This is a genomic window from Novosphingobium fluoreni (assembly GCF_014196615.1).
GTDB lineage: Bacteria > Pseudomonadota > Alphaproteobacteria > Sphingomonadales > Sphingomonadaceae > Novosphingobium > Novosphingobium fluoreni.
Window position 1 is genome coordinate 179,919 of the sequence record NZ_JACIDY010000006.1, and the last position, 25,812, is coordinate 205,730.

The window sequence follows — 25,812 nt, forward strand, 5'->3', positions numbered from 1 at the left end:
TTCTCCGCATGTGGCGCGTTCTTGTAGCGCGCGGCCATAGGGCTTGGACCGGTCGTGCGCAAGCCGTGCCCCCGCCTGCGTATCAGATCAGCTTGCCGGGATTGAGCAGGCCATTCGGGTCCAGCGCGTGCTTGATCCGGCGCATCAGGTCGAGCTGCACCGGATCGCCCAGGCGCGCCAATTCATCACGCTTCAACTGGCCGATACCATGCTCGGCGGAGATCGAGCCGCCCCACCGGGTGACGAGATCGTGCACGTCACGGCTGATCGCTTTCCCGTCGCCGGAATGCCAGGTGGGGCCATCCGTCCCTTGCGGGGCGATAACGTGAAAATGGACATTCCCATCACCCAGATGCCCAAAGGCGATCGCCTCGGTGCCTAGCCATGCTTGTTGCAAACGGGGAACGGCTTCGTCGATGAAAGCGGGCATCGCTTCCACCGGCACCGAAACATCGTGCTGCACCGCCGGGCCGCGGGCGCGCTCCGCCGCAGAGATCGAATCGCGGATTTGCCAGAACGCCTCGGCCTGGGTTTCGTTCGCCGCGATCACTGCGTCGTCTAGCAGGTCTTTTTCAAAGGCGGCCTCCAGCATCGCCTCGCACCGCTCCTGCAAGCCATCCGCGCCGGATCGATCACTGACAACCTCGATCAGAACATGCCACGGGTGTCCGCTTTCCAGAGGAGGGCGCGTTGCGGGGACGTGATCGATGACGGCCTCCAACGAAGCTTGGGGCAGGATTTCGAAGCCCTCCAATCCGTCTGCCACCATCGCCTCGCAATGAAGCAGCAGCGCGCGCGCGGTCTTCACATCGGCCACCCCGGCCCAGATCACCACGCGCCGTGCGATCGCCGGCACAACCTTCAGAGTGGCCGCCGTGACGATGCCCAGCGTTCCTTCCGAGCCGATGAACACCTGCTTCAGGTCGAACCCGCGATTGTCCTTCTTCAGCGGCGTCAGGGCCGAGAAGACCTGCCCGTCCGGGGTCACCACTTCCAGGCCCAGCACAAGCGCGCCCATCGACCCATGCCGCAGGACTTGCGTGCCGCCCGCGTTGGTGGCGATCAGCCCGCCGACCGTGGCCGAACCCTTGCCGCCCAGCGTCAGCGCAAAACGCATTCCCGCCGCCTCGGCCGCTTCGTGCAAAGTTTGGAGGATGACGCCTGCGCCACAGGTAACCTTTTGCCCCTCAACATCGACCGGGCCGATAGTATTGAGGCGACGCAGCGAGAGGAGCAGGGCGGTTCCCGTCTCGTCAGGCGTTGCCCCGCCGGCCATACCGCTGTTGCCGCCTTGCGGCACGATCGGCACGTGGTGCGCCACGCACAATCTGACGAGAGCCGCCAATTCCTCGGTCGACGCGGGAGATGCCATCGCCATCGCCTGCCCGTGAAATCGCCCGCGCCAGTCGGTGAGCCAAGGCTCGATCAGGTCTGGATCGCGGGTCAAACCGCGGGAGCCGAGAATTTCGTCGGCGGCGGCAAGGAATAGGGCGTGGTCGGTCATGGCCGTCTGGTATGGCACAAAAGCTGCGGGCGCGCCTACCCACCCTCCGGCGCAGGTCGTCCCGGCGCAATGCGGGGGTTAAGCGGCCATTCAAGCGCTTGCGCTAGGGCCAAACTGCTGCTTTCAAAGAGTTAGGGGACAAACCACACCGATGAATCTTGCCAGTGCCTTGTTTGCGCCGTTGCTTCTGATGATCTCGGCGGTGAGCGGGGGTGACGATGAGTCCGCTGTCGAGCCATCGGTTTCCGACGAGGCGGCCGGTCTCTATCCGGAAGAAACCGCGACCCAGGATGCGCCCGACTGGCCGCTGGGTGTTATCCGCAGCTATGGCCCGCAAACCGCCGCGCAAGTGCATATCGAACAGCGCATGACGATCAGGGTCGCGCCGCGCGGAGGGGATGTTGTCGTGCCATCGCCGCCGCGCCCGATCGGCCCGCGCTTTTCGGAGCGGAAGATGGGCAAATGTCTCCCCGGCAACAGCATCGTGGGGGTAGAGCCGAACGGACCGTCGAACCTTATCCTGTTCCTGCGCGATCGGCGTATCATCAACGCCGAGCTTGAGCGCACCTGCCACTCCCGCGCGTTCTATTCCGGGTTCTACATTTCGCGCAGTCAGGACGGGATGCTGTGCGTCGATCGCGATACGCTGCTGTCGCGCAGCGGCTCCAGCTGCAAGTTGACGCGGCTGCGCCAGTTGGTCGCGCAGGAACGCTGAGGCCCCCGCGGCTCGGCGCGGCAAGCAAAACCTTGACTTTCGCGGCCAGTTGCCTCTAGAGCGCGGCAAGCGTGCGTCAGTAGAACGCTGGATCGGTTACTGCCGGTCTCGCTTTTCGACTTAACCCGATTTATCCGGACATTGCCAAAGCCTATGAATTTCGCCGATCTCGGCTTGTCAGACGAATTGCTCAAAGCAGTCGTGGATTCGGGCTACACCACGCCGACTCCGATCCAGGAACAGGCGATCCCGCAGGTCCATATGATGCGCGATCTGATCGCCATCGCCCAGACCGGCACTGGCAAGACCGCCAGCTTCGTCTTGCCGATGATCGACATTCTGGCGAATGGTCGACGCCGCGCCTTGATGCCGCGCTCTCTGATCCTTGAGCCCACGCGTGAGTTGGCCGCCCAGGTCGCGGAGAATTTTGAGAAATACGGCAAGAACCATGACCTGAAGATGGCGCTGCTAATCGGCGGCGTGCAGATGGGCGATCAGGTGAAGGCGCTGTCCGAAGGCGTCGACGTGCTCATCGCCACGCCAGGCCGCCTGATGGACTTGTTTGAGCGTGGCAAGATCCTGCTGACCGGTTGCTCGCTGCTGGTGATCGACGAAGCGGACCGCATGCTCGACATGGGCTTCATCCCCGATATCGAGAATATCTGCACCAAGCTGCCCACCAGCCGCCAGACCCTGCTGTTTTCGGCCACGATGCCGCCGCCGATCAAGAAGCTGGCGGACCGGTTCCTGACGAACCCCAAGTATATCGAGGTTGCTCGCCCGGCGAGCGCCAACGTCAACATCGCGCAGTTCAAGGTCGCGGTGCCCGCGCGCAAGAAGCGCGACGTTTTGCGCCATTTGCTGCAGAGCGAGGACGTCAAGACCGGTATCATCTTCTGCAATCGCAAGACCACCGTGCGGGAGATCAACAAGAGCCTGAACGGGTACGGATTTTCGAGCGGTGAAATCCATGGCGACATGGATCAGGCCTCACGCATCGCCGAATTGCAGCGGTTCAAGGATGGCAAGATCAACATCCTCGTTGCATCCGATGTCGCCGCGCGCGGATTGGATGTGAAGGGCGTGAGCCACGTCTTCAACTTCGACACGCCGTGGCATCCCGACGATTATGTCCACCGTATCGGCCGTACTGGCCGCGCCGGAGCGCTAGGGCGCGCCTTCACCTTCGTCGCGCCGGAAGATGCCGAAGCGATCGCGAACGTCGAGAAACTGACCGGCGGCACTATCCCGGTCTATGAAGCGGCCGGTTCCGTCGCGACTGCGGACGACGCCGAAGCCGAACCGCCCAAGCGCGAGAAGCGTGCGCGCAACAGCCGTCGTGAAGAGCAGCCCGCACGGGAAGAGCGCCCTTCGAAGGATGAGCGGCCCGCACGTACAGAACGACCGACGCGGGAAGATCGTCCGAGCGAGGAGCGTCCCCGCCAGAAAGTGCAAAGCCGCTCCCCGCGCCGCGATGCGGTGGCGGACAAGCCTCGGCATAACCGTAAGGCCCATGCCGAAGAACAGCAGGGCGGTGACGACGGATGGAATGGCCCGGTGCCGAGCTTCCTCAACGTATCGGCGCTTTCCTAAACTGAGGCAATGCTCGGCGGTTTCGCGGGGCTCGCTCGCCTTGGCGATGCGCCAGCCGGCGGCGCATTGCGTTAGTCTAAATTCTCAAGCGGGTTTGACGAAACTGTCGATCACGCGCTTGCGGCCGGCTTGCTCGAAGTCGATCTCCAGCTTGTTGCCCTCCTGCGCGGCGATAGCCCCGTAGCCGAACTTTTCGTGGAAAACGCGCGCGCCGATCGAAAGGTCGGTCCGCGGTTTGGCGGCGAAGCTGGCGGCCGAGCGCGTGCTTTCGGCCACGCGGCGCGGGATCGTCTCGAATTCCTTCGCGGCCGCGCGTTGCCAGCCGGGACCGCGTGTTACGGTGCGAGCGGGCTGCGCGCGCGCCACATCGGCGAACGGATCGTTATGTTCCGACCACTGCGCCCGCCACAGCGATGCGCCGCCGGTCATCGTGGTTTCCTGCACCACGTGCTCGGCCGGCAACTCGGAGATGAAGCGCGAAGGGATCGAACTGGACCACTGGCCATAGATGCGCCGGTTGGCGGCATGAAGGATCGTGCAGCGCCGCCGGGCGCGGGTGATCGCGACATAGGCAAGCCGCCGTTCCTCCTCCAGGCTGGCCAAGCCGCCTTCGTCGAGCGAACGCTGCGATGGGAACACGCCTTCCTCCCAACCGGGCAGGAACACATGATCGAATTCCAAGCCCTTCGCGCCGTGCATGGTCATGATCGTGACCTTCTCGCTCTCGTCCGCAGCCTCGTTGTCCATCACCAGGCTGACGTGTTCGAGGAAGTCACCCAGCGTATCGTATTCCTCCATCGCACGCGCGAGCTCGGCCAGGTTCTCCAGCCGACCCGCCGCCTCAGCGGTCTTCTCGGCCTGAAGCGCATCGGTGTAGCCGCTTTCATCCATGACCGTGCGGATGAGGTCCGCCGGGCTGGTGGTGGATGAACTTTCCCGCCAGCGGGCGAAATCGCGCATCAGCGCCAGGAAGGTATTACGCGCCCGGGCGGGCAGTTCATCGGTATCGGCGATCTCCAGCGCGGCCAGAGCCAACGGGATCGAGCGCCGCCGCGCATGAACGTGCAGCTTTTCCAGCGCCTTGGCGCCCAGGCCGCGCTTGGGGGCGTTGTAGATACGCTCAAACGCCAGATCATCCGCCGGCTGAGCGATCACGCGCAAGTAAGCGAGGGCATCGCGAATTTCCGCTCGCTCATAGAATCGGAACCCACCGACGATCCGGTAATTCAGGCCAATCTGGATAAAGCGATCTTCGAACTCGCGCGTCTGGTATTGCGCGCGCACCAGGATCGCGACTTGCGCAAGGCCTGCGCCTTCCCGCTCCAGCCGCTCGATCTCTTCGCCGACCCGTCGCGCTTCTTCCGGGCCATCCCATACCCCGATGACGCGCACCGGGTCGCCCGGATGCCGCTCGGTCCACAGCGTCTTGCCCAACCGCTGGCTATTTTCGTTGATGAGGCCTGAGGCGGCGGCCAGGATTTGCGGGGTGGAGCGATAGTTCTGCTCCAGCCGGATCACCTTGGCCCCGGCGAAGTCCTTTTCGAACCGCAGGATATTGGCCACTTCGGCCCCGCGCCACGAATAGATCGACTGGTCGTCATCACCCACCACACAAATGTTCTGGCGGCCCTGCGCGATCAGGCGCAGCCAGAGATACTGGACCTGGTTGGTGTCCTGATACTCGTCCACCATGACGTACTTGAAGCGCTGGCGATACTGATCGAGCACCTCTGGATGAGTGCGCAAGATGTTGACCATGTGCAGCAGAAGATCGCCGAAATCGCAGGCGTTCAGTGCCTTCAGCCGCCCTTGATACAGGCGATAGAAGTGTTCGCCCTTACCATTGGCATAAGCCTCGTTCTCCGCCGCATCGAGCTGATCGGGGTTGAGGCCGCGGTTCTTCCAGCGATCGAGGCACCCCGCCAACTGGCGCGCCGGCCACCGCTTTTCATCCAGACCTTCCGCCTGGATCAATTGCTTGAGCAGTCGCAGCTGATCATCGGTGTCGATGATGGTGTAGTTCGATTGCAGCCCGACCAGTTCGGCGTGACGGCGCAGCATTTTCGCCGCGATCGAGTGGAACGTCCCCAACCACGGCATGCCTTCAACCGCCGGGCCGATCAGGTGCCCCACGCGCTCGCGCATCTCGCGCGCTGCCTTGTTGGTGAAAGTGACGCACAGGATTTCCGATGGCCAGGCGAGACGGGCCCGCACGAGGTGCGCCAAACGCGCGGTAAGCGCGGCGGTCTTTCCCGTGCCCGCGCCCGCCAGCATCAGCACCGGCCCCTCGGTGGTCAGCACGGCCTCACGCTGCGGTTCGTTCAAGCTGTCGATCAGGGGATCGGCGCTCGCGCCGGCCGGGGGGGTAAGGGGAGCAATCACCCGTGAACAGCTAGGGAACGCAGCCGTGCGTTGCAAGGCCGGACGACGGGCAGGGCGGAACAATTGCGCGGTCAGTGCGTCGTTGAGGCTTAACCGTTGTTACGGAGAAAACCATGCGCAAGATGCTGCTTGCCGGGGCCGCTGCCCTGGCGTTCACCGCCGTTCCGTCCGTCCTCTTCGCACAGGACGCGGATGGCCCCACGACCACCACCGTCACCACCACTGAGCAGGTGCCCGTCACCAGTTCGACGCAGAAGCCCTATGTGATGACGGTGCAGCAGAAGACCACTTACGCCACCTGGCCTGCAGACCGGCAGACCAGCTATCAGGCCTGGCCGATCGAAAACCAGACCTATTACTGGACGCTAACACCCGAGCAGCAGGCCGGGTACTGGGCTCTCACCCCGGACCAGCAGGGCCAGATATACAAGATGTCGCCCGAGCAGCGCGCGATCGCCTGGCAATCGATCCAGCAGCAGATGGCGGGCCAGACCCCCACCACGCCCGAAGGCCAGGCCAATCCTCCCGGACCAGGCATGCCGACTGCCGGCGTTCCCAACCCGCAGTCCGCCGAGCAAGCAGCGCGCCCGGCCATGCCGGCCGATCCTGGCTATCAGGGCGGCCCATACAAGGGTGCGCTGACGCCGCCGCCCGCCGACGCCATGAACAAGTCTTATCCGGTCTGCAGCAAGACGGTGACGGACGGCTGTCGCAATCGCGGCGGCAAGTAATGCACTACGCCGGCTCTTGCCTTTCGGGGCAGGGCCGGCGTCTAATCTTCGCGGCGCAACAGATGCAGCCGCGCCTTACCCACATCCCGCGTCGCTTCCACGAAATAGCCCTTCACGGACACGTCCTCCTTGCGGGAGGTTTCCAGGCTGATCCATGCCGACGGGGCGATCCAGCCCAGCCGCGTCAGCTTGTCGATCGCGACCGCGCCGGAGTTCGTCTCATAGGGCGGGTCGAGCAGAACCAGGTGCAGCGGTTCACCTCGGCAAGCACCCATCGCCATGACGGAGGCGGCGCGAACGTCGCTCTTTTCCTGCGCCTTTAGGTTCGCAACATTGCTGCGCAGCGCCCGGATGGCTGCTGCATCCTGCTCCACGAAGATGCAATGCGCCGCCCCGCGCGACAAAGCCTCAAGCCCCAGAGCGCCCGAGCCGGCGAACAGGTCGGCGACGCGCAGGCCCTCAAAATCCCCAAGCCGACTGGTCAGCATCGAGAACAGCGTTTCGCGCGTACGGTCGGCAGTGGGACGCGTGATATCGCCCTCCGGCGCGACCAGCGGGCGGCCACGCCATTGCCCGGCGACGATCCTCATTCGACCTGCTCGGTGCGAGGGGCAGGACGCGTGCTGAGAGTGCTGCGAAACGCTTCGATATACTTGGGCGCGATTTCGATCGCTGAGCCTTTGGGCAATTCGTCCAGCGCGAAGGGGCCATACCCGACACGGATCAAGCGGCTCACTTCCAGCCCGAGATGTTCCAGCACACGGCGCACTTCACGGTTCTTGCCCTCCGTGATGGTCATTTCGATCCACTGGTTGCGACCGGTCTTGCGCTCCATGTTCGCATCGATGCGGCCATAGTGCATGCCTTCGATCTCAACGCCCTCGATCAGTTCCTCAAGCTGGGCCTGGGACACGGTCCCGAAAGCGCGAGCACGGTATGTGCGCGGGATCTTGGTGGCCGGCAGTTCCAGCAGCCTCTTGAACTCGCCATCGTTGGTCAACAGCAGCAGGCCTTCGGTGTTGAAGTCCAACCGGCCGACCGGCATCACCCGGCCTGCGCCGGCGGGTAGGGCATTGCGCAAGGCAGAATATATCGTCGGCCGTCCAGCCGGGTCTCGCTCGGCGGTGATCAGGCCGGCGGGCTTGTGAAAGGCGAAAAGGCGGGTCGCCTCGGCCGCCTTCACCGCAATGTCGTCCACCGTCACGCCGCGAAGATCAGTCAACAGCGTGGCGGGCGTCGTCACCAGCTCACCCGCGATCTTCACGCGCCCTTCGACGATCATCCGCTCCACTTCGCGCCGACTGGCGACGCCCGCCCTTGCAAGCAGCTTGGCGATACGCTCGCCCGCCTCTCCGTCCTTTCGCAGCGGCACCGACGCCTTGGGCGGGACGTTGGGGTTCGCGGTTGACGCACGCTTGAGACGCGGCGCGGGAGGCTTGGGAAACGGACCACGCTGCGCCGAGGATGTATCGGCAAAGCGACCGCGCGGCGGACCGCGTCGGTCACCAGGGGTGCGTGGGGTAGATTTACGGGGTGGTTGGGCCATAACCTCGCGCATAGCTGTTGATCGCGCGATCATCCAGCCTTCCCATCGCTGCGGGGGGCGCTATTCATGCAAGCTTTGATGGTGAAGGGATCGGAGTGGCCGAAACGATCGAAGCAGACGGCACGGGGCGACCGGGCATCCTGGGATCGATCAAGCCCTATCTGGAGCGGGAATCGCTTGCGGCGTTCGCGCTGGGGCTGTCCTCCGGCTTTCCGTTCGCCATGATCGGCGCGACGCTGACCACGCGTCTGTCCCAGGACAATATCCAGAAATCCACAATCACCGCGTTCACGCTGGCGTTCCTCGTGTACAACCTGAAGTTCTTTTGGGCCTGGATCATCGACGGGGTGCGTCTGCCGGTGATCGGCGCGCTGGGGCAGCGCGTGTCGTGGATGATCGTCATCGGCGTGCTGGTGATTGCGGCGACCATTAACCTGGCTTTGGTGGATCCCGCGGCAGACCTTCAGGCGACGGTGATCGCGGCGGTTCTCGTCGGCGCCGCCGGGGCCAGCTTCGATATCGTGATCGACGCGTACCGGATCGAAACCCTGAAGCCTTATCAGCTTGGCACAGGATCGGGCATGAGCCAGTATGGCTGGCGCGTGGGGTCAGCTGGCGCGGGCGCGCTGGCGCTGGTGCTGGCCGCGCGCAGCGGTTGGAGCGTTGCCTACATGGCCTGCGCGGTGTTCGCGCTACCGGCGATGATTACGGCCATCGTCCTTGGGGAACCCGCAAGGCGGCAAGTCGTGCTGCAACGGCGTGGCTTGAGCGAAGTATGGTCCTCCATCGTCGGCCCGTTCGTGGAGTTCTTCAGCCGCGCCGGGGCCGGTCTGGTCCTAGCCTTCATCCTGGTCCACAAGATCGGCGACACGCTGGCCAACCTGACGTTCCGGCTGCTGTTTGATGACCTTGGCTTCAGCAACGACGAAATCGCGATCTATGATGTCGGCCTGGGTTTCTGGGCCTACTTTGTCGGCATCTTCATAGGCGGGGTGGCCTATACGCGGTTGGGCTTGAAACGATCGCTGATGATTGCGCTGGTGCTGATGGCGGTGTCGAACCTCAGCTTCGCGATGCTGGCTGCGGCGGGGCATTCGAACTGGGGCATGGCGGGGTCGATCGGGTTTGAGAATGTCGCAAGCGGATTTGGCGGCGTTGTCGTCGTGGCCTACTTCTCGGCGCTGTGCGACTTGCGCTTCACCGCCTCGCAATATGCCCTGATTTCGGCGGGGGCGAGCATCATCGGCCGCTTCCTGACCGGCACCACGGCGGGCGTGATGATCGAACGCTTCGGCTACGTGAACTTCTATGTGCTGACGACCGTGCTGGCGCTTCCGGGCATCATCCTGTTCTGGTGGATGATCCGCAGCGGCTTGGTCGATGCCGCCATGGGCTCGGCTGGAGAGGTGGGTGAGGGCGATGCCAGGGATTAGGCGGGCTCGCGCTCTGGCTTAGCCCTCAATCCGGCACTTCGTGGTTGGCTTTCAGCACTTCACCCGCGAGATAGAGCGATCCGGCAATCAGCACCGGCACGCCATCCTGGGGAAGGGCCGAAAGGGCATCGCCGACGGTCGGGAAGCCTTGAGTCCTCTCGCCGAATGCACAACGCGGATGGCTTTCGTGTCCTGGCACATCCACCACAGACACGCTCGACAGACTGGACCTGAGGGGGCGGACGATCGCGTCAGCGTCCTTGTTCGCCAGCATGCCGATGATCAGATGCAGGTCCTGACCAACGAAATGTTTGGCGATAGCAATGCCCGCATCGGGGTTATGCCCCCCGTCCAGCCAGACCGCGCGCGCGCCCGCCAAGGCGGTCAGCGGACCCGCGTTCAGTCGCTGCAATCGTGCTGGCCATTCGGCGTTGGCGATGCCGTCCGCCATGGCAGTTGCCGACACGCTCACGCGATCCTGATGCCGCAGCATGGCCACGGCCAACGCGGCATTTTGCGCTTGGTGTGATCCGGCCAGCGTCGGCAGCGGCAAGGTCAGGTAGCCGTGATGATCGGAATACTCGATCACATCGACGCTGGTTGCGTCCCAGTCCCGGCCGCGCATATGCAGCGGAGCGCCCGCCGCCATCGCTGCGCGCTCGATCTCCAGGGTGGCGCCCTCCGGGTAGGACATCGTGCAAACGGGTGAGCCGGGGCGGATGATCCCCGCCTTTTCGAATGCGATACGCGCCAGGGGATCGTCTGGCGTGCCTTCTTCGGGGCGCAGCAGGAATGCTTCGTGATCGATGCCCAGCGTGGCGATCCCGACGGCGGCAGGATGCGGGATGACGTTGGTGGCATCGAACCGACCACCCAGGCCAGTCTCGATCACGCAGGCATCGGCGGGGTGCCGGGCGAACGCCAGGAACATCGCCGCCGTGGTCACTTCGAAAAAGCTGGGGCCAAGGTCTTCGCTGCGATCGAGCACTTCGGCCAGCAGCTCGGCCAGGAGGGCGTCCGAGATCAACTGCCCGCCAATCCGAATGCGCTCGTTATAGCGGACCAGATGTGGCTTGGTGGCGGTGTGGACCGTCAGGCCCTCTGCCTCGAGCATCGCCCGCAAATAGGCGCAGGTCGATCCCTTCCCATTGGTGCCTGCCACATGGAAGGCGGGCGGAATCGAGTTTTGCGGGTCGCCCAGCCTGGCCAGAATCGCGACGATCGTGTCCAGCCCAAACCGCCCCTGCGGCAGGGACAGCGCAGCGAGACGATCGAGCTGGCGTTGCACCCCGGGCGAATCCGAGCTGGCGAAATCCTTCATCGGTGCAGCGCGAGCCGCCCGATCACGCCACTTCGCGGGCCGTGTGGACGGCCTGTGCGAGAGAGGCTGTAAATTCGCGGATAGCCTCCGCCGCATTGCGCCCGTGATCGCGCACCAGCTCGACGAAAGCCGAGCCGACCACCACGCCGTCTGCTACGCGGGCGATCTTCTCCGCCTGCTCCGGCGTGCGGACGCCGAAACCCACGGCGACCGGGATATCGCTGGCCGCCTTGATCCGCGCCACGGCGTCCTCAATCGAAGACAGCGCTGCCTGTTGCATGCCGGTGATGCCCGCCACGGACACGTAGTAGAGAAAGCCGGAAGAGCCATCCAGAACGGCGGGGAGCCGTGCGGTGTCGGTCGTCGGCGTGGCAAGGCGGATCAGCGAGACGCCATGCTCACGCAGCGCGGGCCCCAGATCGGCGTCCTCCTCGGGCGGAATGTCGACGCAGATGATGCCATCGACCCCGGCCTTGCCGCATTCCGCTGCGAACCATTCCGGGCCGCGGATCGTCATGGGGTTGGAATAGCCCATCAGCACCAGCGGGATTTGCGGATGCCGTGCGCGGAAATCGGCCGCCATGCGGAAGATATCGGCGGTGCGCGTGCCGGCCTCCAGACTGCGGATATTGGCCTGCTGGATCGCCGGACCATCCGCCATGGGATCGGTGAACGGCATGCCCAGCTCGATCACATCCGCTCCGCCCGCGACCAGCGCGTCGAGGTTGGCATCTGTGTCACCGTCCCCAGCCGTGATGAAGCAGACGAGGGCAGGGCCTTTGGCGAACGTGGCGGCGAACCGGCTCACATCTCGGCTCCCAGATGCTCAGCGACCGTAAAGATATCCTTGTCGCCCCGGCCAGAGACGTTGACGACCAGCAGCTTGTCCTCGTCCATCCGCGCGGTCAAATCGCCCAAAGCGGCAAGAGCGTGGGCGCTTTCCAGCGCCGGGATGATGCCTTCCAGCCTGCAGCACAGCTGGAACGCCTCCAACGCCTGCGCGTCAGTGATCGGCACATATTTTACACGACCGCTTTCGTGCAGCCAGGAATGCTCTGGACCCAGGCCGGGATAATCCAGTCCCGCGCTGATCGAGTGGGCCTCGGTGATCTGGCCGTCCTCGTCCTGCAACAGGTAGGTGCGGTTGCCGTGGAGAATGCCGGGCTTGCCACCGGTCAAGCTGGCGGCGTGCTTGCCGCTCTCGATACCATAGCCTGCCGCCTCGACGCCGACCATCTCGACATCGGGATCGTCGAGGAACGGGTGGAACATCCCGATCGCATTGGAGCCACCACCAACGGCGGCCAGCAGCATATCGGGCAACCGGCCCTCGGCCTCCAGCATCTGATCGCGCGTTTCCTTGCCGATCACACTCTGAAAATCGCGCACGAGTTCGGGATAAGGGTGCGGCCCGGCGGCGGTTCCGATGATGTAGAACGTGTCATTCACATTGGCGACCCAGTGTCGCAGCGCATCGTTCATCGCGTCTTTCAACGTTTCCGCGCCGCTGGTGACGGGGCAAACTTCCGCACCCAGCAGCTTCATACGAAAGACGTTGGGCTTCTGCCGCTCCACATCCTTGGCACCCATGAAGATCGTGCAGGGCAGACCAAAGCGCGCCGCGACCGTGGCCGTGGCCACGCCATGCTGGCCCGCGCCCGTCTCAGCGATGATCTTGGTCTTGCCCATGCGGATGGCCAGCAGGATCTGGCCAACGCAATTGTTGATCTTGTGCGCGCCGGTGTGGTTCAGTTCCTCGCGCTTGAAGTAGATTTTCGGGCCTTTGCCATCCGGCGCCAGCGCACGGAAATGCTCGGTCATGCGGGGCGCATAGTAGAGCGGGCTTGGGCGGCCGACGAAATGCTTCAGCAGATCGTCCATCTCCGCGTGGAACGCCGGATCGGCCTGCGCCGCGCGGTATTCCTTCTCCAGATCGAGGATCAGCGGCATCAGCGTTTCGGCGACATAGCGACCGCCGAAGCGGCCGAAGTGGCCCTGATCGTCCGGCTGGTTGCGGAAGCTGTTGGCTTGCGGTGTGTGTACAGTCATCGTGACATGCGCCTAAGCCAATGCCGCGCGCGAGTCCACGATCCGAAGGGGCTAATTCACGAAGGTGAGGCGGCCCTCACTGTGTTGCAGAACGATGCGATCAGCGCTTCGTCCTTGACGCCGGGTGCACTCTCGACCCCAGAGGAGGTGTCCACCAGAGGGGTGCCCGTCAGCCGGATGGCCTCCGCTACGTTGCCCGGGGTGAGCCCGCCGGCTAGCCCCCAGGCCAGCGGGCCTTTCCAATGGGCAATCAGTGACCAGTCGAAGCTGAGGCCCATGCCGCCGGGCAGCGTCCCTGCGGGCGTCTTCGCATCGAACAGGATCAGGTCAGCCGCGCCGGTGTAGGTCAGCGCGCGCGCCACGTCGTGTGGGCCGGTAACGGAAATGGCCTTCCATACCGGTAGGCCAAACCGGGCACGCAATTGCGCCGCGCGTTCGGGGGTTTCGGCACCGTGCAATTGTAGCGCTGTCAGCTTGGCCGTGCGCACGGCCTCGCCCAGCACAGCATCATCTGCATCGACGAACAGGCCCACTTTGCCGATTCGCCCGTCTGCCCGCGCCCCCAGCGCGACCGCATCGGCCAGAGCAACATGGCGGGGGCTTTTCGGAAAAAACACGAAGCCGACATGATCCGCCCGCGCCTTGATCGCGGCGTCGAGCGAGGCCGGCGTGTTGATGCCGCAAATCTTGATAGCAGGAGAGGACATGCCGGTGCTATTTCACGAGCATGTGCCGGTTGGCAATGGTCAGCCCGGCAATGATCATGTCCCCTCTGCCCGTGAACGCCACGGGAGAGGGGCGTTAGATCAGGCAGCCAGTTCGAATTGAACGGTCACGTTGACCTTCGTTTCCAGCTCACCGCTCATCACCGGCGGGGCAGGCGCGCGCTGCGCCGATGCCGTCATGATCCGGTCATACATGACGGGCTGGGGGGTATAGCTGCCGCTCTCGCTGATCGAGACGATGCCCACCACGCGAAGGCCTGCAGCACTTGCGTAAAGCTGCGCGCGCTGACGCGCCATCTTGATCGCCTGATTGCGCGCCTCGTCCATCGCCGTGTCCGGCGTGGAAAGCATGAAGTTGGGGCCGTTCACCTGGTTTGCGCCAGCCGTGACCAGGGCATCAATCACCTTGCCATAATCGTCCAGCTTACGCTGCTTGACCGAAACCTGATTGACGGCCTGATACGCGACGATGCGCTGCGGCTGATCTTCCACCGAACCGTCGGGCAGGCGGCGCGGCGGCGCATAGACCGGGTTGAGGCTAAGATTGCTGGTCTGGATATCGCGATCGGCAATGCCCGCACGCTTCAGCGCAGTTACGACCTGGGTCATCTTTCGCGAATTTTCCGCAAGCGCGGCGCTGGCGGTATCGCCTTGGGTAGTGACGCCCGAGTTGAACATGGCCAGATCTGGCTGTTGCGTGGAGGAACCCTCCGCATTCACCGTCAGCAAGGTATGGCCCGCCGTGATCGTGGGCACCGGGGAGGCCACCTGCGCGATAGCCGGTGTGGTCAGGGCAGCCAGGGCGGCGGCGGCGGCGAACGTCAGGGTCTTCATTGTCGTGTTAACTCCATCCTGTGCTGCCGAACGAACTGCGGTGAACTAGGTTTCTTGAGGCTGAACCTGATTGACAAAGATGAAGTGAGGCCGCCGCGCGACGAGCGGCTTTATAGCGTACCCTCGATCGCGCGAGCTGCCGCCAGGGGATCTTCCGCGCGGCTGATTGGGCGGCCGATCACCAGCACCGAGGCACCGGCATCGCGTGCCTCCCGCGGGGTGACGGTGCGCTTTTGATCACCCTTGCTCTTGCCATCGTCCGGGCGCAGGCCGGGCACGACGAAATAACCGTCTTTCCACTGGCGGCGAACCGCGCCGACCTCTTGCCCCGAGCAGACGATGCCATCCAAACCGGCGGAATGCGCCAAGTCGGCCAGGCGAAGGGCGTGATCGTGAGCGCTTTCGCCGATCCCCATCGTAGACAAATCGCCCTCATCGAGGCTGGTCAACACCGTCACCGCGACGACCTTGCAGTTTTCGCCTGCTGCGGCCTTCGCATCCTCCATCATCGCACGCCCGCCCGAGGCGTGGACGGTGACGATCGCCGGTTCGAGCACGTGGATGGACTGCATCGCCGCCGCCACGGTGTTCGGGATATCGTGCAGCTTCAGGTCCAGGAAAATCGGCAGCCCGACCTTGTGCATCTGCAGCACTCCATGGTGCCCATGCGCGCAGAAGAACTCCAACCCTAGCTTGATGCCCCCGATATGCCCCGCCACCTTGCGTGCAAGCGCTTCGGCGGCATCGAGACGTGGCAGGTCGAGGGCAAGATAGACGGGGTTGTGGTTCATCAAGGTCTTTCAGGCGCCGCTAGGGCTCAAACGTCGGGGGGAAGCGTACCGGACCGATCGAACGGCGTGACGACGACCTGCTCCGACGTGGTCGCAGGTGCGTTGCTGGTGACCACCGGCGTGCTGGTAGCCGGCGTGCTTGTGGCCGCGACGGTGTTCTCAAGCGAATTGATGCGACGCTTCAGGCGCCAGCGGCCGGCACGATGGATCAGCCACATCGGGGCAGCGCCAAGCAGGAAGAACACCAGGGCGACGACACCCACCGGCCATTGGAAGTGGACATACTTCCCATCAGCCAAAGGCCAGAAATTCACCGGTACCGCGGTCCAGTTGATCGCAATGAAGGCGACAAGGATGGCGGTAATGATAACCCACAGGATAGTGCGGATGATCTGCATGACTTTGCTCCCTCCCGCCGTGTTGGCGGCGATGCTAGGCTCGAAATTACCGTGTGAAAAGCCTCAAGTTCAGGTTTGATCCTGACCGGGCTCTCACAGGCTGTCGAGAAAGTCAGGCAGCGGCGAAGACCCTTTCGAAAATCCGGTCGACTTCCTTGAAGTGGTAATCGAGGTTGAACTTCTCCTCGATCGTCGCAGCCGGCAGGGCGGCGCTGACTTCCGGGTCGGCCTTGAGCAATTCCAGCAACGAAAGCTGGCCGTCCGATTCCCACACCTTCATCGCGTTGCGCTGCACCAGGCGATAGGATTCGTCGCGGCTGAGGCCCGCCTGCGTCAAGGCCAGCAACACCCGCTGCGAGTGGACGAGGCCGCCCATGCGATCGAGGTTCTTCTGCATCCGCTCGGGATAGATCAGCAGCTTGTCGATCACGCCGGTGAGGCGCGCGAGCGCAAAATCCAGCGTGATCGTCGCGTCGGGGCCGATGAAGCGCTCAACGGACGAGTGCGAGATATCACGCTCATGCCACAGCGCCACGTTCTCCATGGCCGGCAGCGCGTATGAGCGGATCATGCGGGCCTGGCCGGTGAGGTTTTCGGTCAAAACCGGGTTGCGCTTATGCGGCATCGCGCTGGAGCCCTTCTGGCCCGGCGAGAAATACTCCTCCGCCTCAAGCACTTCGGTCCGCTGCAAGTGGCGGACTTCGATGGCCAGACGTTCGATGGAACTCGCGATCACGGCCAGCACCGCAAAGAACATGGCGTGGCGATCGCGCGGGATAACCTGGGTGGAGATGGGTTCCACCTCAAGCCCCAGCTTTTCCGCCACATACTCCTCCACCGAAGGATCGACATTGGCGAAGGTACCGACGGCGCCGGAAATCGCGCACGTCGCGATCTCCTCGCGCGCGGCGACCAGACGCTTACGGCAGCGGGCGAACTCGGCATAAGCCTGCGCCAGCTTGAGCCCGAACGTGACCGGCTCGGCGTGAATGCCGTGGCTGCGCCCGATCGTGGGCGTGTATTTATGCTCCTCAGCACGGCGCTTGATCGCGGCGAGCAGGGCATCGAGATCTTCCAGCAGAATGTTGCTGGCGCGGACCAGCTGTACGTTCAGCGTCGTATCCAGCACGTCGGAGCTGGTCATGCCCTGGTGCATGAAGCGCGCTTCGGGGCCAACCTGCTGCGCCACCCAGTCAAGGAATGCGATCACGTCGTGCTTGGTCACTGCCTCGATCGCGTCGATCGCAGCCACGTCGATCGTGGGGTTGGTGGCCCACCAGTCCCACAAAGCCTTACCGGCGCTTTCGGGCACGACGCCGAGCTCGCCCATCTTCACGGCGGCGTGCGCCTCGATCTCGAACCAGATGCGGTAGCGAGCTTCCGGTTCCCAGATCGCGGTCATCGCGGGGCGGGCGTAGCGGGGGACCATGGCGAACTCCTATGACTGGCGCCCGTGCCGCTAGGGGGAGCAGGCCCGCTTGGCAACCCGCAGACAGCCTGAACCCTCAGCTTTCGCCGGGCGCGCGCGCCTTGATGGCCAGCGCGTGGACACGTTGGCCGGGGATATCACCCAGCGCTGCGTTCACCATGCGCTGGCGCTGAAGGCGGGAGGCACCCGCAAAAGCTGCGCTTTCGATTCCGATGTTGAAGTGCGATTCGCCGCTTCCGTCATCGCCGGCGTGGCCACGATGGTTGGCGGTATCGTTGATGATATCGAGGTGGGTGGGTGCGAAGGCGTCGGTCAACAGCCTGTGCATTTCCTGAGCAATTGGTCCATTCATGACTTCCATTTAGGGCAAGCCGCTCCCATCTGAAACCCGGTGAGCAGGGATAGATTTCACGGACGTTTCGAAACGAGCGGCCGCGCGTGCCATTGGCCAGGGTGTGACGACGCCGGAGAATTCCGCGCGCCTGGGATAAGGCCTTCGGGCTTCGACGGGCCGGGCGACTATCGCTGGTTCTGCCTGGAACACGTGCGCCAGTTCAATGCCGGCTACGACTATTTCGACGGCATGAACGCGGAAGAGATTTTCGAAGCGCAATCGCCACTGCACGGGTGGGCATCCACCACGCGCGCGTTCCGCCCCGATGCCGGCGTGGACCAAGCACCGCGCTGGGCGGACTTTTCCGATCCCCTGGAGGCCATCAGCGCCCGTGCCAGAGCACACGTTCGCGAGCGCCGGCAAAACATGCGTAGCAACACCAGTCGATTCACGCCTGCCGAAGAGCGAGCCATGGGCGCTCTGGGGTTGGACATGGATGCCGATCGCACCAATCTGCGCAGGCGCTATACCGAATTGGTCCGGCGTTTCCATCCCGACCACAACGGCGGCGATCGTTCGCACGAGGGGCGGTTGCAGCAAGTGGTCGACGCGTACCAGTTGCTGAGGAAGGCGACGGCCTTCGCCTGAATCCGTAGAGAGCCCCGGCGCCGTAGCGCCGAGGCTCTCATTCTCATCACGCTGACTTAGTAGAAGAAGTCGTAGATCGCATCGACGACTTGGCCTGAATAGACGTCCACCAAAAGGACGTCGTCGTAGTAACGCACCCAGCGATAGGGCCCGTAAACCTCCGGCAAGCGATAGGCGTATGGATCGGTCAGCCAGTAATTCTGGCTATAGAATACGGAGCCCAGTGACAGCCCAATACCTACGCGGCGATAGCTGTAGTTGCGATAAGGTGCGTAGTAGCTGCCGGTGCTGAAGACACTCCGATTGCGAGAGCGCCATGCCGACCAGTTATACCGATCGTTGTTGCGCCACGTGCGATCCCATCGCTGATAGTTGCCGCCAGTCCAACGGTTGTTGCCGTTGTTGCGCCAGTCACCAGCACCGCGGCCATCCCGGTTGTTTTGCCAGTCGCGGCCATTACGCCAGTCGCCATTATTGCGGGTGTTGCGCCAATCGCGATTATCGCGCCAACCTTCCCGATCGGTTTGCCAACGACCATCGCGCTGCGCGTCGGTACGCGGCGTGTTGCGCCAGCCCTCACGGTCACGGCGCCATTCGGGATTGGCCTGCTGGCCCTGGGGGGGACGCGGCTGCATCTGGCGATCACCCTCGATACGCGGTGGCCCGCCACGCCAACCTTCCGGACCGCGCCGAGCGTCGACGTTGCCCTCCGGCGTGCCGACAGGGCGCTGGGCCTGCTGCCAGTTGCCGTTGCCACGCCAACTACGATTGCCGCCCCAACCTTCACGGGCGCCTTGTGGCGGAGCTTGCGGTCGGACCTGATTTTCGGCGCGAGGCTGACCATCGCCGCGCCCGGCCATCCCACCCCACTGTCCGCGAGGAGCGGCGGGGGGAGCTTGCGATGGGCCAGCCGCTGGGGCTTCGCCACGCGGCTGCCAGCCACCTTGGCCGCGCATGCCACCGCCCCAGCCGCCTTCACGCTGACCCGCACGTTCACCGCCTCGTTCTTGGGCCGAAGCGGCACCGGGTGCCACGATCATGCTGGCGAGAGCGAGTGCGCTCAAGCTGGCGAGCCGGATCGAACCAGTTTTCTTATTGTTTTTCATAACCATCTGTCCCGTAAAAAGGGACGGGTCGCACGGCGATGACGGCCTGTCCTTATCAGGCTATTTATATATTTCGCGCTGTCGCGATACTGAACCGAGGTGATGCCTTCCGTTCATCTTTAGCAACGCGCAGCTGAACGGAAGGCGGTCGACTTATCGGGTTAGTTTCTTGTAGGCCAATGCGGTTGGACGATCGGCGGCATCGCCAAGGCGGCGGCGCTTGTCTTCTTCGTAAGCTGCGAAGTTTCCTTCGAACCATTCCACGTGGCTGTTGCCCTCGAATGCGAGGATATGCGTGGCCAGGCGATCCAGGAAGAAGCGATCGTGGCTGATCACCACGGCGCAGCCCGCGAAATTCTCGATCGCATCTTCCAGCGCCGCTAGGGTTTCCACGTCGAGGTCGTTGGTCGGCTCGTCGAGCAGGAGGACGTTGCCACCCTCCTTAAGCATCTTGGCCATGTGAACACGGTTGCGCTCACCGCCGGAGAGCTTGCCGACGTTCTTCTGCTGATCCTGACCCTTGAAGTTGAAGGCGCCGACATAAGCACGTGTCGACATGTCGTGACCATTGACCTTCATATAGTCCAACCCGTCGGAGACCTCTTCCCAGACGTTCTTGGCCGGGTCGAGATGATCGCGGCTCTGGTCGACGAAGCCCAGGTGCACGGTGCTGCCGATTTCCACCGTACCCTCGTCGGGCTGCTCCTTGCCGGTGATCATCTTGAACAGCGTCGACTTGCCCGCGCCGTTCGGACCGATGACGCCGACGATGCCACCGGGAGGCAGCATGAACGACAGGTTCTCGAACAGTAGCTTGTCGCCATAGGCCTTGGTCAGGCCCTTGGCCTCGATCACCTTGCCGCCAAGACGCTCAGGCACCTGAATGACGATCTGCGCCTTGCCGGGCTTGCGGTTGTTCTGCGCTTCCTGAAGCTGCTCGAACTTGCGGATACGCGCTTTGGACTTGGTCTGGCGCGCGGCGGGCGTCTGCCGGATCCACTCCAGCTCTTCCTTGAGCGCCTTGGAACGGCCGCTTTCCTCTCGCTCTTCCTGCGAAAGGCGCTTGGCTTTCTTTTCCAGATAGGTCGAGTAGTTGCCTTCGTACGGGAAGTATTTCCCGCGATCGAGCTCGAGGATCCAGCTGACGACGTTGTCCAGGAAGTAGCGATCGTGGGTGATCATCAGCACCGCGCCGGCATATTCCTTGAGGTGGTTTTCCAGCCACTCCACCGACTCGGCATCAAGGTGGTTGGTCGGTTCGTCCAGCAACAGGATCGAAGGCTTCTGGATCAACAGCCGGGTGAGGGCGACACGGCGCTTTTCACCGCCGGACAAACTAGTGACAGGCCAGTCCCCCGGCGGGCAGCGCAGGGCTTCCATCGCCAGCTCCAACTGACTGTCGAGCGACCAGCCATCGACCGCATCGATCTTTTCCTGCAGCGAGCCCATCTCTTCCATCAGCGCATCGAAGTCCGCGTCTTCCGGCGGATCGGCCATGATGTTGGAAATCTCGTTAAAGCGATCGACGAGGTCGGCCACGTCGCGCGCGCCATCCTTGACGTTTTCCAGCACGGTCTTGCTGGCGTCCAGTTCCGGCTCCTGTTCCAGGTAACCGACGGTGATGTTCTCGCCCGCCCAGGCCTCACCCGTGATGTCGGTATCGATGCCCGCCATGATCTTGATCAGGGTGGATTTACCGGCGCCGTTGGGACCGACGATGCCGATCTTGGAGCCTTGGTAGAACTGCAAGTTGATGTTCGAAAGCACCGGTTTTTGTGCACCGGGGAAGGTCTTGGTCATGCCCTTCATGACGTAGGCGTACTGGGCGGCCATCAAAAATCCTCTGGGATTTGGCGTGTAGGGGGAGTTGCGGTTTCCCCTACAGCCGCGATGCGTCCGCCGCAAGGCTATGCGGTTGAAGGCGTTGCCGCGTACTTGGCCCGAGTGTCCGGTCCGGAAAGATCGTGGCTCGCACCGCGCAAGCTGGCCAATTATCGGCGTTTCCCCATCTCTGCAGTCCCGTCATCCAGAAGCACGACCGAGCGACTGGAGGCGGAGAAATACTCCAGCATCGCATCGTAGCCTCGTGGACTTAAACGCACATAGACCCGGCGGGCGTCGCCAGGGTCCGCCTCCCGCATCAAAAGTCCGCTGCGCTCAAGGATCGAAATCCACCGCAGGGCGGTGGTGGACGGCACGGCCGAGCCGATGCAAGCGCTCGTTACCGAGACGCGGCGGCGCTCCTTGGCGGCGATGAAGAGATCGAGCAGGATATCCCATGCGGGTTCGCCAAACAGCTCTTCCGTCTGGAATATCTTGGTGCGCCGTCGCCGGTCTTCGTACGTTTGGCGGGCCAACTCCACCCAGACGGGATGATCCTGCCCCGCCGTTGATGACCCTGCCGCCGAGCCTGCAACCGGAAGTGACGGCGCATCATGCGGCGCCGTCATCTCCAGGTCTTTCGCCATCGCAAGCAGTTCATTGGCGATACCGATCAGGCGCATGGCTTTCGCCCTGTTCCGCATGACCTGTTGCGCAATATCCATTCTGTTCCAGCCCCGCTGCCCATTCTGGAATGGCCTGCCGGCCAGCCTTGCAATCAGGCTGGCGAAAAATGGTCAGGCCGGTCCGGTCTGGAGCGGTGATAGGCTGCAGAATTGGCTAACGTCTTCGAAAGGTTACTCGGATTCGGAGATGTCACCACCCAAACTGAACTGACGGCGGAGCGTTTGCAGGGCCAGATCGATGTGCGCGGCGGCGACATCAGCGGACAAAGCGTCCAGCTCATCAATGCAATTGGCGAGGGTGGCGGCGATCTTTTGAACGCGATCTTGGTTCGGCACGTTAATCATCTCCTGCGCGTGAGGATGCATTTCACGCAGTCCGCCAGGGCGGACCATTTTTTGCTTCGCGACCCGGATTTTTCCGGAGATTTTCATAAGTAGGTTCGCATCCGAATTCGACGCTTATGACGTCGAGATGCTTTGTCGCACCTTCGCACGAATTTTGAAACTGCGTTTTTTATGTTTGTTCGAGAAAAATACAGTCTAAAGAGTAGTTTTAATAGGGAATTTGGCCATAATCACCGAAACCCTGATGCAAAGATACCTATCGGTTGAATATAGGTCTTGTTGGTCTTGAAGATAATCTCAAAATACGACTTGGTTAAGAAATAGCACTCGGCTTCGATGAGAAAGAATCCGGCGGCTTCGCTGAAATCGTTCTGGGACAATCGTTTATAGCGCCTAACAGATGCTGATACCCGCGCCTCTATGTTATATAGTATCATAGTCTTTGCGCATACAGAAAAGGCGGCAGTGGATCTTCGACATGCCGCCCTTATAAAAACATCGATTTGTGCGGATGCCGATTATCCGCACACCCTGCGACGTTAACCGCCGAAGCGATCTTTCAGAGACAGAAGGGCGATTGCTGCTTTGGCTGCTTCGCCGCCTTTGTCTTTCTGCGCAGGATCGGCGCGCACGATGGCCTGCTCTTCGTTTTCTACGGTAAGGATGCCGTTGCCGATGGCGATCCCGTCCATGGTCATCGCCATGATGCCTCGGGCGCTTTCGCCGGCGACGATCTCGAAGTGATAGGTCTCACCGCGAATGACGACGCCGATCGCAACGAAACCGTCGTAGTCGCCAGAAGCCTCCGCCAACGCGATCGCACCCGGAATTTCCAGGGCGCCAGGCACCGTGATCGTCTCGCTTTGATGCCCCGCCGCCTTGATCGCGGCTCGGGCCCCGGCAATCAGCATATCGTTGAGATGGTCGTAGAACCGCGCTTCGATGATCAGGAACTTAGCCATCGATTTCGTCTCCTTCGCCGAGCCGCTGCTCACCCACGATATTGATGCCATACCCCTCCAGCGCGACGAGGGAATGGTGCGTGTTAGTCAGCAGGACCATGTCATGGACGCCAAGTTCGGCCAGGATCTGCGCGCCCACGCCGTAATCGCGCAGCTCGCTGAGGTCCGGCTGCTCGCCATCGCGCACCTTCTGCTTGAGATTGACGGTGTGCGACATCCAGCTTTCCATCGGGCGGGAGCGGTTGATGAGAACGATCGCGCCGGTGCCCGCTTCGCCGATCGTGTTCATCGCCTGATGCAACATGTTGTCGCGGCCGCCCTTCGTCTCGCCCAGCACATCTGTGAAGATGGACAAGGTATGCATGCGCACAAGCGTCGGCTTTTCAGGCTCGATGCGGCCTTTCACCAAGGCCATGGTTTCATCGCCGGTGGCGCGATTGTGATAGATGCGCGCAGTCCACTGACCGCCATACTTGCTCTCGAACGTGAAGTCGGATCTTTTCTCGATCATGCGATCATGGCGGCGGCGATAGGCGATCAGGTCGCGGATCGTGCCGATCTTGAGATCATGCATCCGGGCAAATCCCATGAGATCGTCCATGCGCGCCATCGTGCCGTCGTCGCGCATGATCTCGCAGATCACGCCCGAGGGATTGAGGCCGGCGAGGCGTGATATATCCACCGCAGCTTCGGTATGGCCGGCGCGAACCAGAACACCGCCCGGACGGGCGCGCAAGGGGAAGACGTGACCAGGCGTCACGATATCGTCGCGGCCCTTTGAGCCATCGATCGCGACGCTGATGGTCCGCGCACGGTCTCCCGCGGAAATGCCAGTCGTCACACCTTCGCGGGCCTCGATCGAGACGGTAAAGGCGGTTTCGTGGCGCGTGCCGTTCTTCGAGCTCATCGCTTCCAGACCCAGCAGATCGCAGCGTTCCGACGTGAGGGAAAGACAGATCAGGCCCCGGCCGTGCGTCGCCATGAAGTTGATCGCGCCGGGTGTCGCCATCTGGGCGGGGATCACTAGGTCGCCCTCGTTCTCGCGGTCCTCATCGTCGACGAGGATGAACATGCGGCCGTTGCGCGCTTCATCGATGATCTCTTCGATGGGCACCAGCATCTGCCGATCGTCGTTGGAGAACAGGACGCGCTCCAGTTTGTTGAGCGTTTCCGCCGTCGGGTTCCACTCCGGCTCGGTCACATCGCGCAGGGTGTTGGCGTGGAGACCTGCGGCGCGCGCCAGGCCAGAACGACTCATGCCCCCGTCGGTGACCAGCTTGCGGACTTTCTCTATCAGATCGGAAGCCATTTCACACCCTTGCATCACATCTTAATGTGAGGGCGGTACTATCACCTCACATTGAAAGCAATAGTGTCGAAAGTGATGTAATGAAACTAGCGGGCTAGCGAGCAACTTCTGCCTTTTGGCGCGTGCGTTCCGCCTGAAGGCGCTTTCGCGTTTCAAGAACATCGCGATTGGGGATGCTGCTATCGACCTGATCGGCAAGGACCGCGCCGCGTTCTCCGGCAGGACGAGCAGGCCCGATGGTGGTGTCGATCAACGTCTGCCGCTCTATCTCCGCATTCAGAAGGGCTCCCAGCAATACGCCATAGGCCGACAGGAACAGCCACATCAGGAAAACGACGATGGCGGACAAGGAACCGTAAGTGGCGTTATAATCGCTGATATACGCGACATATAGCGAGAAGCCGAAGGAGATCATCAACCACAGCAAAGTGGCAAGAATCGAGCCGGGCGTCAGCCACCGCCACTTTGCCGGCCGTCGGTCCGGGCCGTATCGCATGATTAAGGCGAACCCGGCCGTCCCCAGCGCCAGCGCAGCGGCCCAGGTGACCAGCTTGAACAGAAACTCCGTCGCGCCGCCCAGAAAAACGCTGGTCTGCGTCTGCAACCAAGCAAACAGGCCGCCCGAGATCAGGCCGGTAAGAGCGATAAATACCGCGGCCAGCGTAAGCCCGGCGGCGCGCAAGGTCAGCTTGAGGAAGCTGCGCGTCTCATGTTCGTCGTTGATGATGTTCAGCGCGCTGATCATCCCGCTGGCGGCGCGCATCCCGCCGTAGACGGCGAAGAACAATGCGATGACCAGCGCGAAGCCGGTGACTCCGGTGCTGGTATTCACGATCTGGAGCAACTGGTCCTGGATCAGCTTTGCGACCTCTCCCGGTACCACCTCGACGATGCGGGCCATCTGCATCTGCACGCCAGCGGTATCGCCGACCAGGCCATAGATCATGACGGTCGCCGCGATCAGTGGCGTCAGCGCCAGAAAGACGAAAAAGGCCAGACCCGCCGCCAGAAGGCCTACCTCATGAAAGCCTATCATGACGTAGACCCGCTTGATAACTTGTATCCAGGCCTTGCGGGGCATCGACCAGGGAGAGAGTGCGTCCGAGCCGGGGTGCCCACCCGCGTCAACCGTACCGTCGCTCACTCAGTT

General features: G+C 62.8%; 25 protein-coding genes. 5 read left to right on the plus strand and 20 right to left on the minus strand.

Annotated features, from left to right (window positions below; translation table 11 throughout):
• Nucleotides 1-82 precede the first annotated feature (82 nt).
• Nucleotides 83-1,504: an FAD-binding oxidoreductase gene (locus tag GGR39_RS12910; RefSeq protein WP_183617501.1), complete on the minus strand. Its 1,422-nt coding sequence runs from the start codon at nucleotides 1,502-1,504 to the stop codon at nucleotides 83-85.
• A 151-nt stretch (nucleotides 1,505-1,655) separates the two neighbouring features.
• Between GGR39_RS12910 and GGR39_RS12915 the strand changes: the two genes are divergently transcribed.
• Together GGR39_RS12915 and GGR39_RS12920 are read left to right on the plus strand one after the other, a co-directional pair.
• Nucleotides 1,656-2,219, plus strand: coding sequence for a hypothetical protein (locus GGR39_RS12915; protein WP_183617502.1), 564 nt, complete (start codon nucleotides 1,656-1,658; stop codon nucleotides 2,217-2,219).
• 153 nt (nucleotides 2,220-2,372) lie between these two features.
• The gene (locus tag GGR39_RS12920) at nucleotides 2,373-3,812 is read left to right on the plus strand and encodes a DEAD/DEAH box helicase (protein ID WP_183617503.1); all 1,440 of its coding nucleotides are present in this window, start codon (nucleotides 2,373-2,375) and stop codon (nucleotides 3,810-3,812) included.
• A gap of 84 nt (nucleotides 3,813-3,896) precedes the next feature.
• Here GGR39_RS12920 and GGR39_RS12925 read toward each other — a convergent pair whose 3' ends face one another.
• A complete protein-coding gene (locus GGR39_RS12925) occupies nucleotides 3,897-6,191 on the minus strand; it encodes a UvrD-helicase domain-containing protein (protein WP_183617554.1) in 2,295 nt (764 codons plus the stop codon).
• A 116-nt stretch (nucleotides 6,192-6,307) separates the two neighbouring features.
• Between GGR39_RS12925 and GGR39_RS12930 the strand changes: the two genes are divergently transcribed.
• On the plus strand, nucleotides 6,308-6,925 hold the full coding sequence (locus GGR39_RS12930) for a hypothetical protein (RefSeq protein WP_183617504.1): 618 nt from the start codon (nucleotides 6,308-6,310) through the stop codon (nucleotides 6,923-6,925).
• Between the two features lie 41 nt (nucleotides 6,926-6,966).
• On the opposite strand, the gene rsmD is transcribed toward GGR39_RS12930, so the two are convergent.
• Both rsmD and GGR39_RS12940 read right to left on the minus strand, forming a co-directional pair.
• Nucleotides 6,967-7,515 carry a 16S rRNA (guanine(966)-N(2))-methyltransferase RsmD gene (gene rsmD / locus GGR39_RS12935; protein WP_183617505.1) on the minus strand — a complete coding sequence of 183 codons (549 nt, stop codon included), beginning with the start codon at nucleotides 7,513-7,515 and terminating at the stop codon, nucleotides 6,967-6,969.
• On the minus strand, nucleotides 7,512-8,471 hold the full coding sequence (locus GGR39_RS12940) for a pseudouridine synthase (protein ID WP_246388685.1): 960 nt from the start codon (nucleotides 8,469-8,471) through the stop codon (nucleotides 7,512-7,514). The genes rsmD and GGR39_RS12940 overlap by 4 nt, the downstream gene beginning before the upstream one ends.
• A gap of 95 nt (nucleotides 8,472-8,566) precedes the next feature.
• Between GGR39_RS12940 and GGR39_RS12945 the strand changes: the two genes are divergently transcribed.
• The gene (locus GGR39_RS12945; RefSeq protein WP_343055885.1) at nucleotides 8,567-9,904 is read left to right on the plus strand and encodes an AmpG family muropeptide MFS transporter; all 1,338 of its coding nucleotides are present in this window, start codon (nucleotides 8,567-8,569) and stop codon (nucleotides 9,902-9,904) included.
• Between the two features lie 25 nt (nucleotides 9,905-9,929).
• Here GGR39_RS12945 and GGR39_RS12950 read toward each other — a convergent pair whose 3' ends face one another.
• From GGR39_RS12950 to GGR39_RS12990, 9 genes are all read right to left on the minus strand, one after another.
• Nucleotides 9,930-11,225 carry a bifunctional folylpolyglutamate synthase/dihydrofolate synthase gene (locus GGR39_RS12950; protein WP_183617507.1) on the minus strand — a complete coding sequence of 432 codons (1,296 nt, stop codon included), beginning with the start codon at nucleotides 11,223-11,225 and terminating at the stop codon, nucleotides 9,930-9,932.
• A 22-nt stretch (nucleotides 11,226-11,247) separates the two neighbouring features.
• Nucleotides 11,248-12,033, minus strand: coding sequence for a tryptophan synthase subunit alpha (trpA, locus tag GGR39_RS12955; protein WP_183617508.1), 786 nt, complete (start codon nucleotides 12,031-12,033; stop codon nucleotides 11,248-11,250).
• Nucleotides 12,030-13,274, minus strand: coding sequence for a tryptophan synthase subunit beta (gene trpB / locus GGR39_RS12960; protein WP_183617509.1), 1,245 nt, complete (start codon nucleotides 13,272-13,274; stop codon nucleotides 12,030-12,032). Before trpB ends, trpA begins: the two co-directional genes overlap by 4 nt.
• Nucleotides 13,275-13,330: 56 nt before the next feature.
• Nucleotides 13,331-13,981, minus strand: coding sequence for a phosphoribosylanthranilate isomerase (locus GGR39_RS12965; RefSeq protein ID WP_183617510.1), 651 nt, complete (start codon nucleotides 13,979-13,981; stop codon nucleotides 13,331-13,333).
• 99 nt (nucleotides 13,982-14,080) lie between these two features.
• On the minus strand, nucleotides 14,081-14,833 hold the full coding sequence (locus GGR39_RS12970) for an SIMPL domain-containing protein (protein WP_183617511.1): 753 nt from the start codon (nucleotides 14,831-14,833) through the stop codon (nucleotides 14,081-14,083).
• Between the two features lie 110 nt (nucleotides 14,834-14,943).
• The gene (pyrF, locus tag GGR39_RS12975) at nucleotides 14,944-15,624 is read right to left on the minus strand and encodes an orotidine-5'-phosphate decarboxylase (RefSeq protein ID WP_183617512.1); all 681 of its coding nucleotides are present in this window, start codon (nucleotides 15,622-15,624) and stop codon (nucleotides 14,944-14,946) included.
• A gap of 26 nt (nucleotides 15,625-15,650) precedes the next feature.
• Nucleotides 15,651-16,022, minus strand: a complete 372-nt coding sequence (locus GGR39_RS12980) for a lipopolysaccharide assembly protein LapA domain-containing protein (RefSeq protein WP_183617513.1) — start codon at nucleotides 16,020-16,022, stop codon at nucleotides 15,651-15,653.
• A gap of 112 nt (nucleotides 16,023-16,134) precedes the next feature.
• Nucleotides 16,135-17,451, minus strand: coding sequence for an adenylosuccinate lyase (gene purB, locus GGR39_RS12985; RefSeq protein WP_183617514.1), 1,317 nt, complete (start codon nucleotides 17,449-17,451; stop codon nucleotides 16,135-16,137).
• A 76-nt stretch (nucleotides 17,452-17,527) separates the two neighbouring features.
• Entirely contained in the window at nucleotides 17,528-17,803 is a 276-nt protein-coding gene (locus tag GGR39_RS12990) for a BolA family protein (protein ID WP_183617515.1), read from the minus strand.
• Between the two features lie 39 nt (nucleotides 17,804-17,842).
• On the opposite strand from GGR39_RS12990, the gene GGR39_RS12995 reads away from it, so the two are divergent.
• Nucleotides 17,843-18,433 carry a DnaJ domain-containing protein gene (locus tag GGR39_RS12995; RefSeq protein WP_183617516.1) on the plus strand — a complete coding sequence of 197 codons (591 nt, stop codon included), beginning with the start codon at nucleotides 17,843-17,845 and terminating at the stop codon, nucleotides 18,431-18,433.
• Between the two features lie 56 nt (nucleotides 18,434-18,489).
• Here GGR39_RS12995 and GGR39_RS13000 read toward each other — a convergent pair whose 3' ends face one another.
• The 7 genes from GGR39_RS13000 to GGR39_RS13030 form a co-directional block, all read right to left on the minus strand.
• A complete protein-coding gene (locus GGR39_RS13000; protein WP_246388687.1) occupies nucleotides 18,490-19,539 on the minus strand; it encodes an RcnB family protein in 1,050 nt (349 codons plus the stop codon).
• A gap of 153 nt (nucleotides 19,540-19,692) precedes the next feature.
• A complete protein-coding gene (ettA, locus tag GGR39_RS13005) occupies nucleotides 19,693-21,372 on the minus strand; it encodes an energy-dependent translational throttle protein EttA (protein WP_183617517.1) in 1,680 nt (559 codons plus the stop codon).
• A gap of 158 nt (nucleotides 21,373-21,530) precedes the next feature.
• Nucleotides 21,531-22,043: a helix-turn-helix domain-containing protein gene (locus GGR39_RS13010; RefSeq protein WP_242866995.1), complete on the minus strand. Its 513-nt coding sequence runs from the start codon at nucleotides 22,041-22,043 to the stop codon at nucleotides 21,531-21,533.
• 174 nt (nucleotides 22,044-22,217) lie between these two features.
• The gene (locus tag GGR39_RS13015) at nucleotides 22,218-22,478 is read right to left on the minus strand and encodes a hypothetical protein (RefSeq protein ID WP_183617518.1); all 261 of its coding nucleotides are present in this window, start codon (nucleotides 22,476-22,478) and stop codon (nucleotides 22,218-22,220) included.
• Nucleotides 22,479-22,930: 452 nt separating this feature from the next.
• Nucleotides 22,931-23,353, minus strand: coding sequence for a 6,7-dimethyl-8-ribityllumazine synthase (gene ribH / locus GGR39_RS13020; protein ID WP_183617519.1), 423 nt, complete (start codon nucleotides 23,351-23,353; stop codon nucleotides 22,931-22,933).
• Entirely contained in the window at nucleotides 23,346-24,662 is a 1,317-nt protein-coding gene (ribB, locus tag GGR39_RS13025; protein ID WP_183617520.1) for a 3,4-dihydroxy-2-butanone-4-phosphate synthase, read from the minus strand. Before ribB ends, ribH begins: the two co-directional genes overlap by 8 nt.
• 94 nt (nucleotides 24,663-24,756) lie before the next feature.
• A complete protein-coding gene (locus GGR39_RS13030; RefSeq protein ID WP_058735410.1) occupies nucleotides 24,757-25,806 on the minus strand; it encodes a YihY/virulence factor BrkB family protein in 1,050 nt (349 codons plus the stop codon).
• Between the last annotated feature and the right edge of the window lie 6 nt (nucleotides 25,807-25,812).

Coding starts and splice junctions, on each gene's coding strand:
- GGR39_RS12950 (WP_183617507.1), bottom strand. CDS start 11,225: ATGAAGGATTTCGCCAGCTCGGATTCGCCCGGGGTGCAACGCCAGCTC.
- GGR39_RS12965 (WP_183617510.1), bottom strand. CDS start 13,981: ATGTCCTCTCCTGCTATCAAGATTTGCGGCATCAACACGCCGGCCTCG.
- GGR39_RS12930 (WP_183617504.1), top strand. CDS start 6,308: ATGCGCAAGATGCTGCTTGCCGGGGCCGCTGCCCTGGCGTTCACCGCC.
- GGR39_RS12980 (WP_183617513.1), bottom strand. CDS start 16,022: ATGCAGATCATCCGCACTATCCTGTGGGTTATCATTACCGCCATCCTT.
- GGR39_RS12940 (WP_246388685.1), bottom strand. CDS start 8,471: ATGGCCCAACCACCCCGTAAATCTACCCCACGCACCCCTGGTGACCGA.
- pyrF (WP_183617512.1), bottom strand. CDS start 15,624: ATGAACCACAACCCCGTCTATCTTGCCCTCGACCTGCCACGTCTCGAT.
- GGR39_RS12970 (WP_183617511.1), bottom strand. CDS start 14,833: ATGAAGACCCTGACGTTCGCCGCCGCCGCCGCCCTGGCTGCCCTGACC.
- GGR39_RS12920 (WP_183617503.1), top strand. CDS start 2,373: ATGAATTTCGCCGATCTCGGCTTGTCAGACGAATTGCTCAAAGCAGTC.
- GGR39_RS12910 (WP_183617501.1), bottom strand. CDS start 1,504: ATGACCGACCACGCCCTATTCCTTGCCGCCGCCGACGAAATTCTCGGC.
- purB (WP_183617514.1), bottom strand. CDS start 17,451: ATGGTCCCCCGCTACGCCCGCCCCGCGATGACCGCGATCTGGGAACCG.
- GGR39_RS12990 (WP_183617515.1), bottom strand. CDS start 17,803: ATGAATGGACCAATTGCTCAGGAAATGCACAGGCTGTTGACCGACGCC.
- GGR39_RS12915 (WP_183617502.1), top strand. CDS start 1,656: ATGAATCTTGCCAGTGCCTTGTTTGCGCCGTTGCTTCTGATGATCTCG.
- rsmD (WP_183617505.1), bottom strand. CDS start 7,515: ATGAGGATCGTCGCCGGGCAATGGCGTGGCCGCCCGCTGGTCGCGCCG.
- GGR39_RS13000 (WP_246388687.1), bottom strand. CDS start 19,539: ATGAAAAACAATAAGAAAACTGGTTCGATCCGGCTCGCCAGCTTGAGC.
- ribB (WP_183617520.1), bottom strand. CDS start 24,662: ATGGCTTCCGATCTGATAGAGAAAGTCCGCAAGCTGGTCACCGACGGG.
- ettA (WP_183617517.1), bottom strand. CDS start 21,372: ATGGCCGCCCAGTACGCCTACGTCATGAAGGGCATGACCAAGACCTTC.
- GGR39_RS13015 (WP_183617518.1), bottom strand. CDS start 22,478: ATGAAAATCTCCGGAAAAATCCGGGTCGCGAAGCAAAAAATGGTCCGC.
- trpB (WP_183617509.1), bottom strand. CDS start 13,274: ATGACTGTACACACACCGCAAGCCAACAGCTTCCGCAACCAGCCGGAC.
- ribH (WP_183617519.1), bottom strand. CDS start 23,353: ATGGCTAAGTTCCTGATCATCGAAGCGCGGTTCTACGACCATCTCAAC.
- GGR39_RS13010 (WP_242866995.1), bottom strand. CDS start 22,043: ATGCGCCTGATCGGTATCGCCAATGAACTGCTTGCGATGGCGAAAGAC.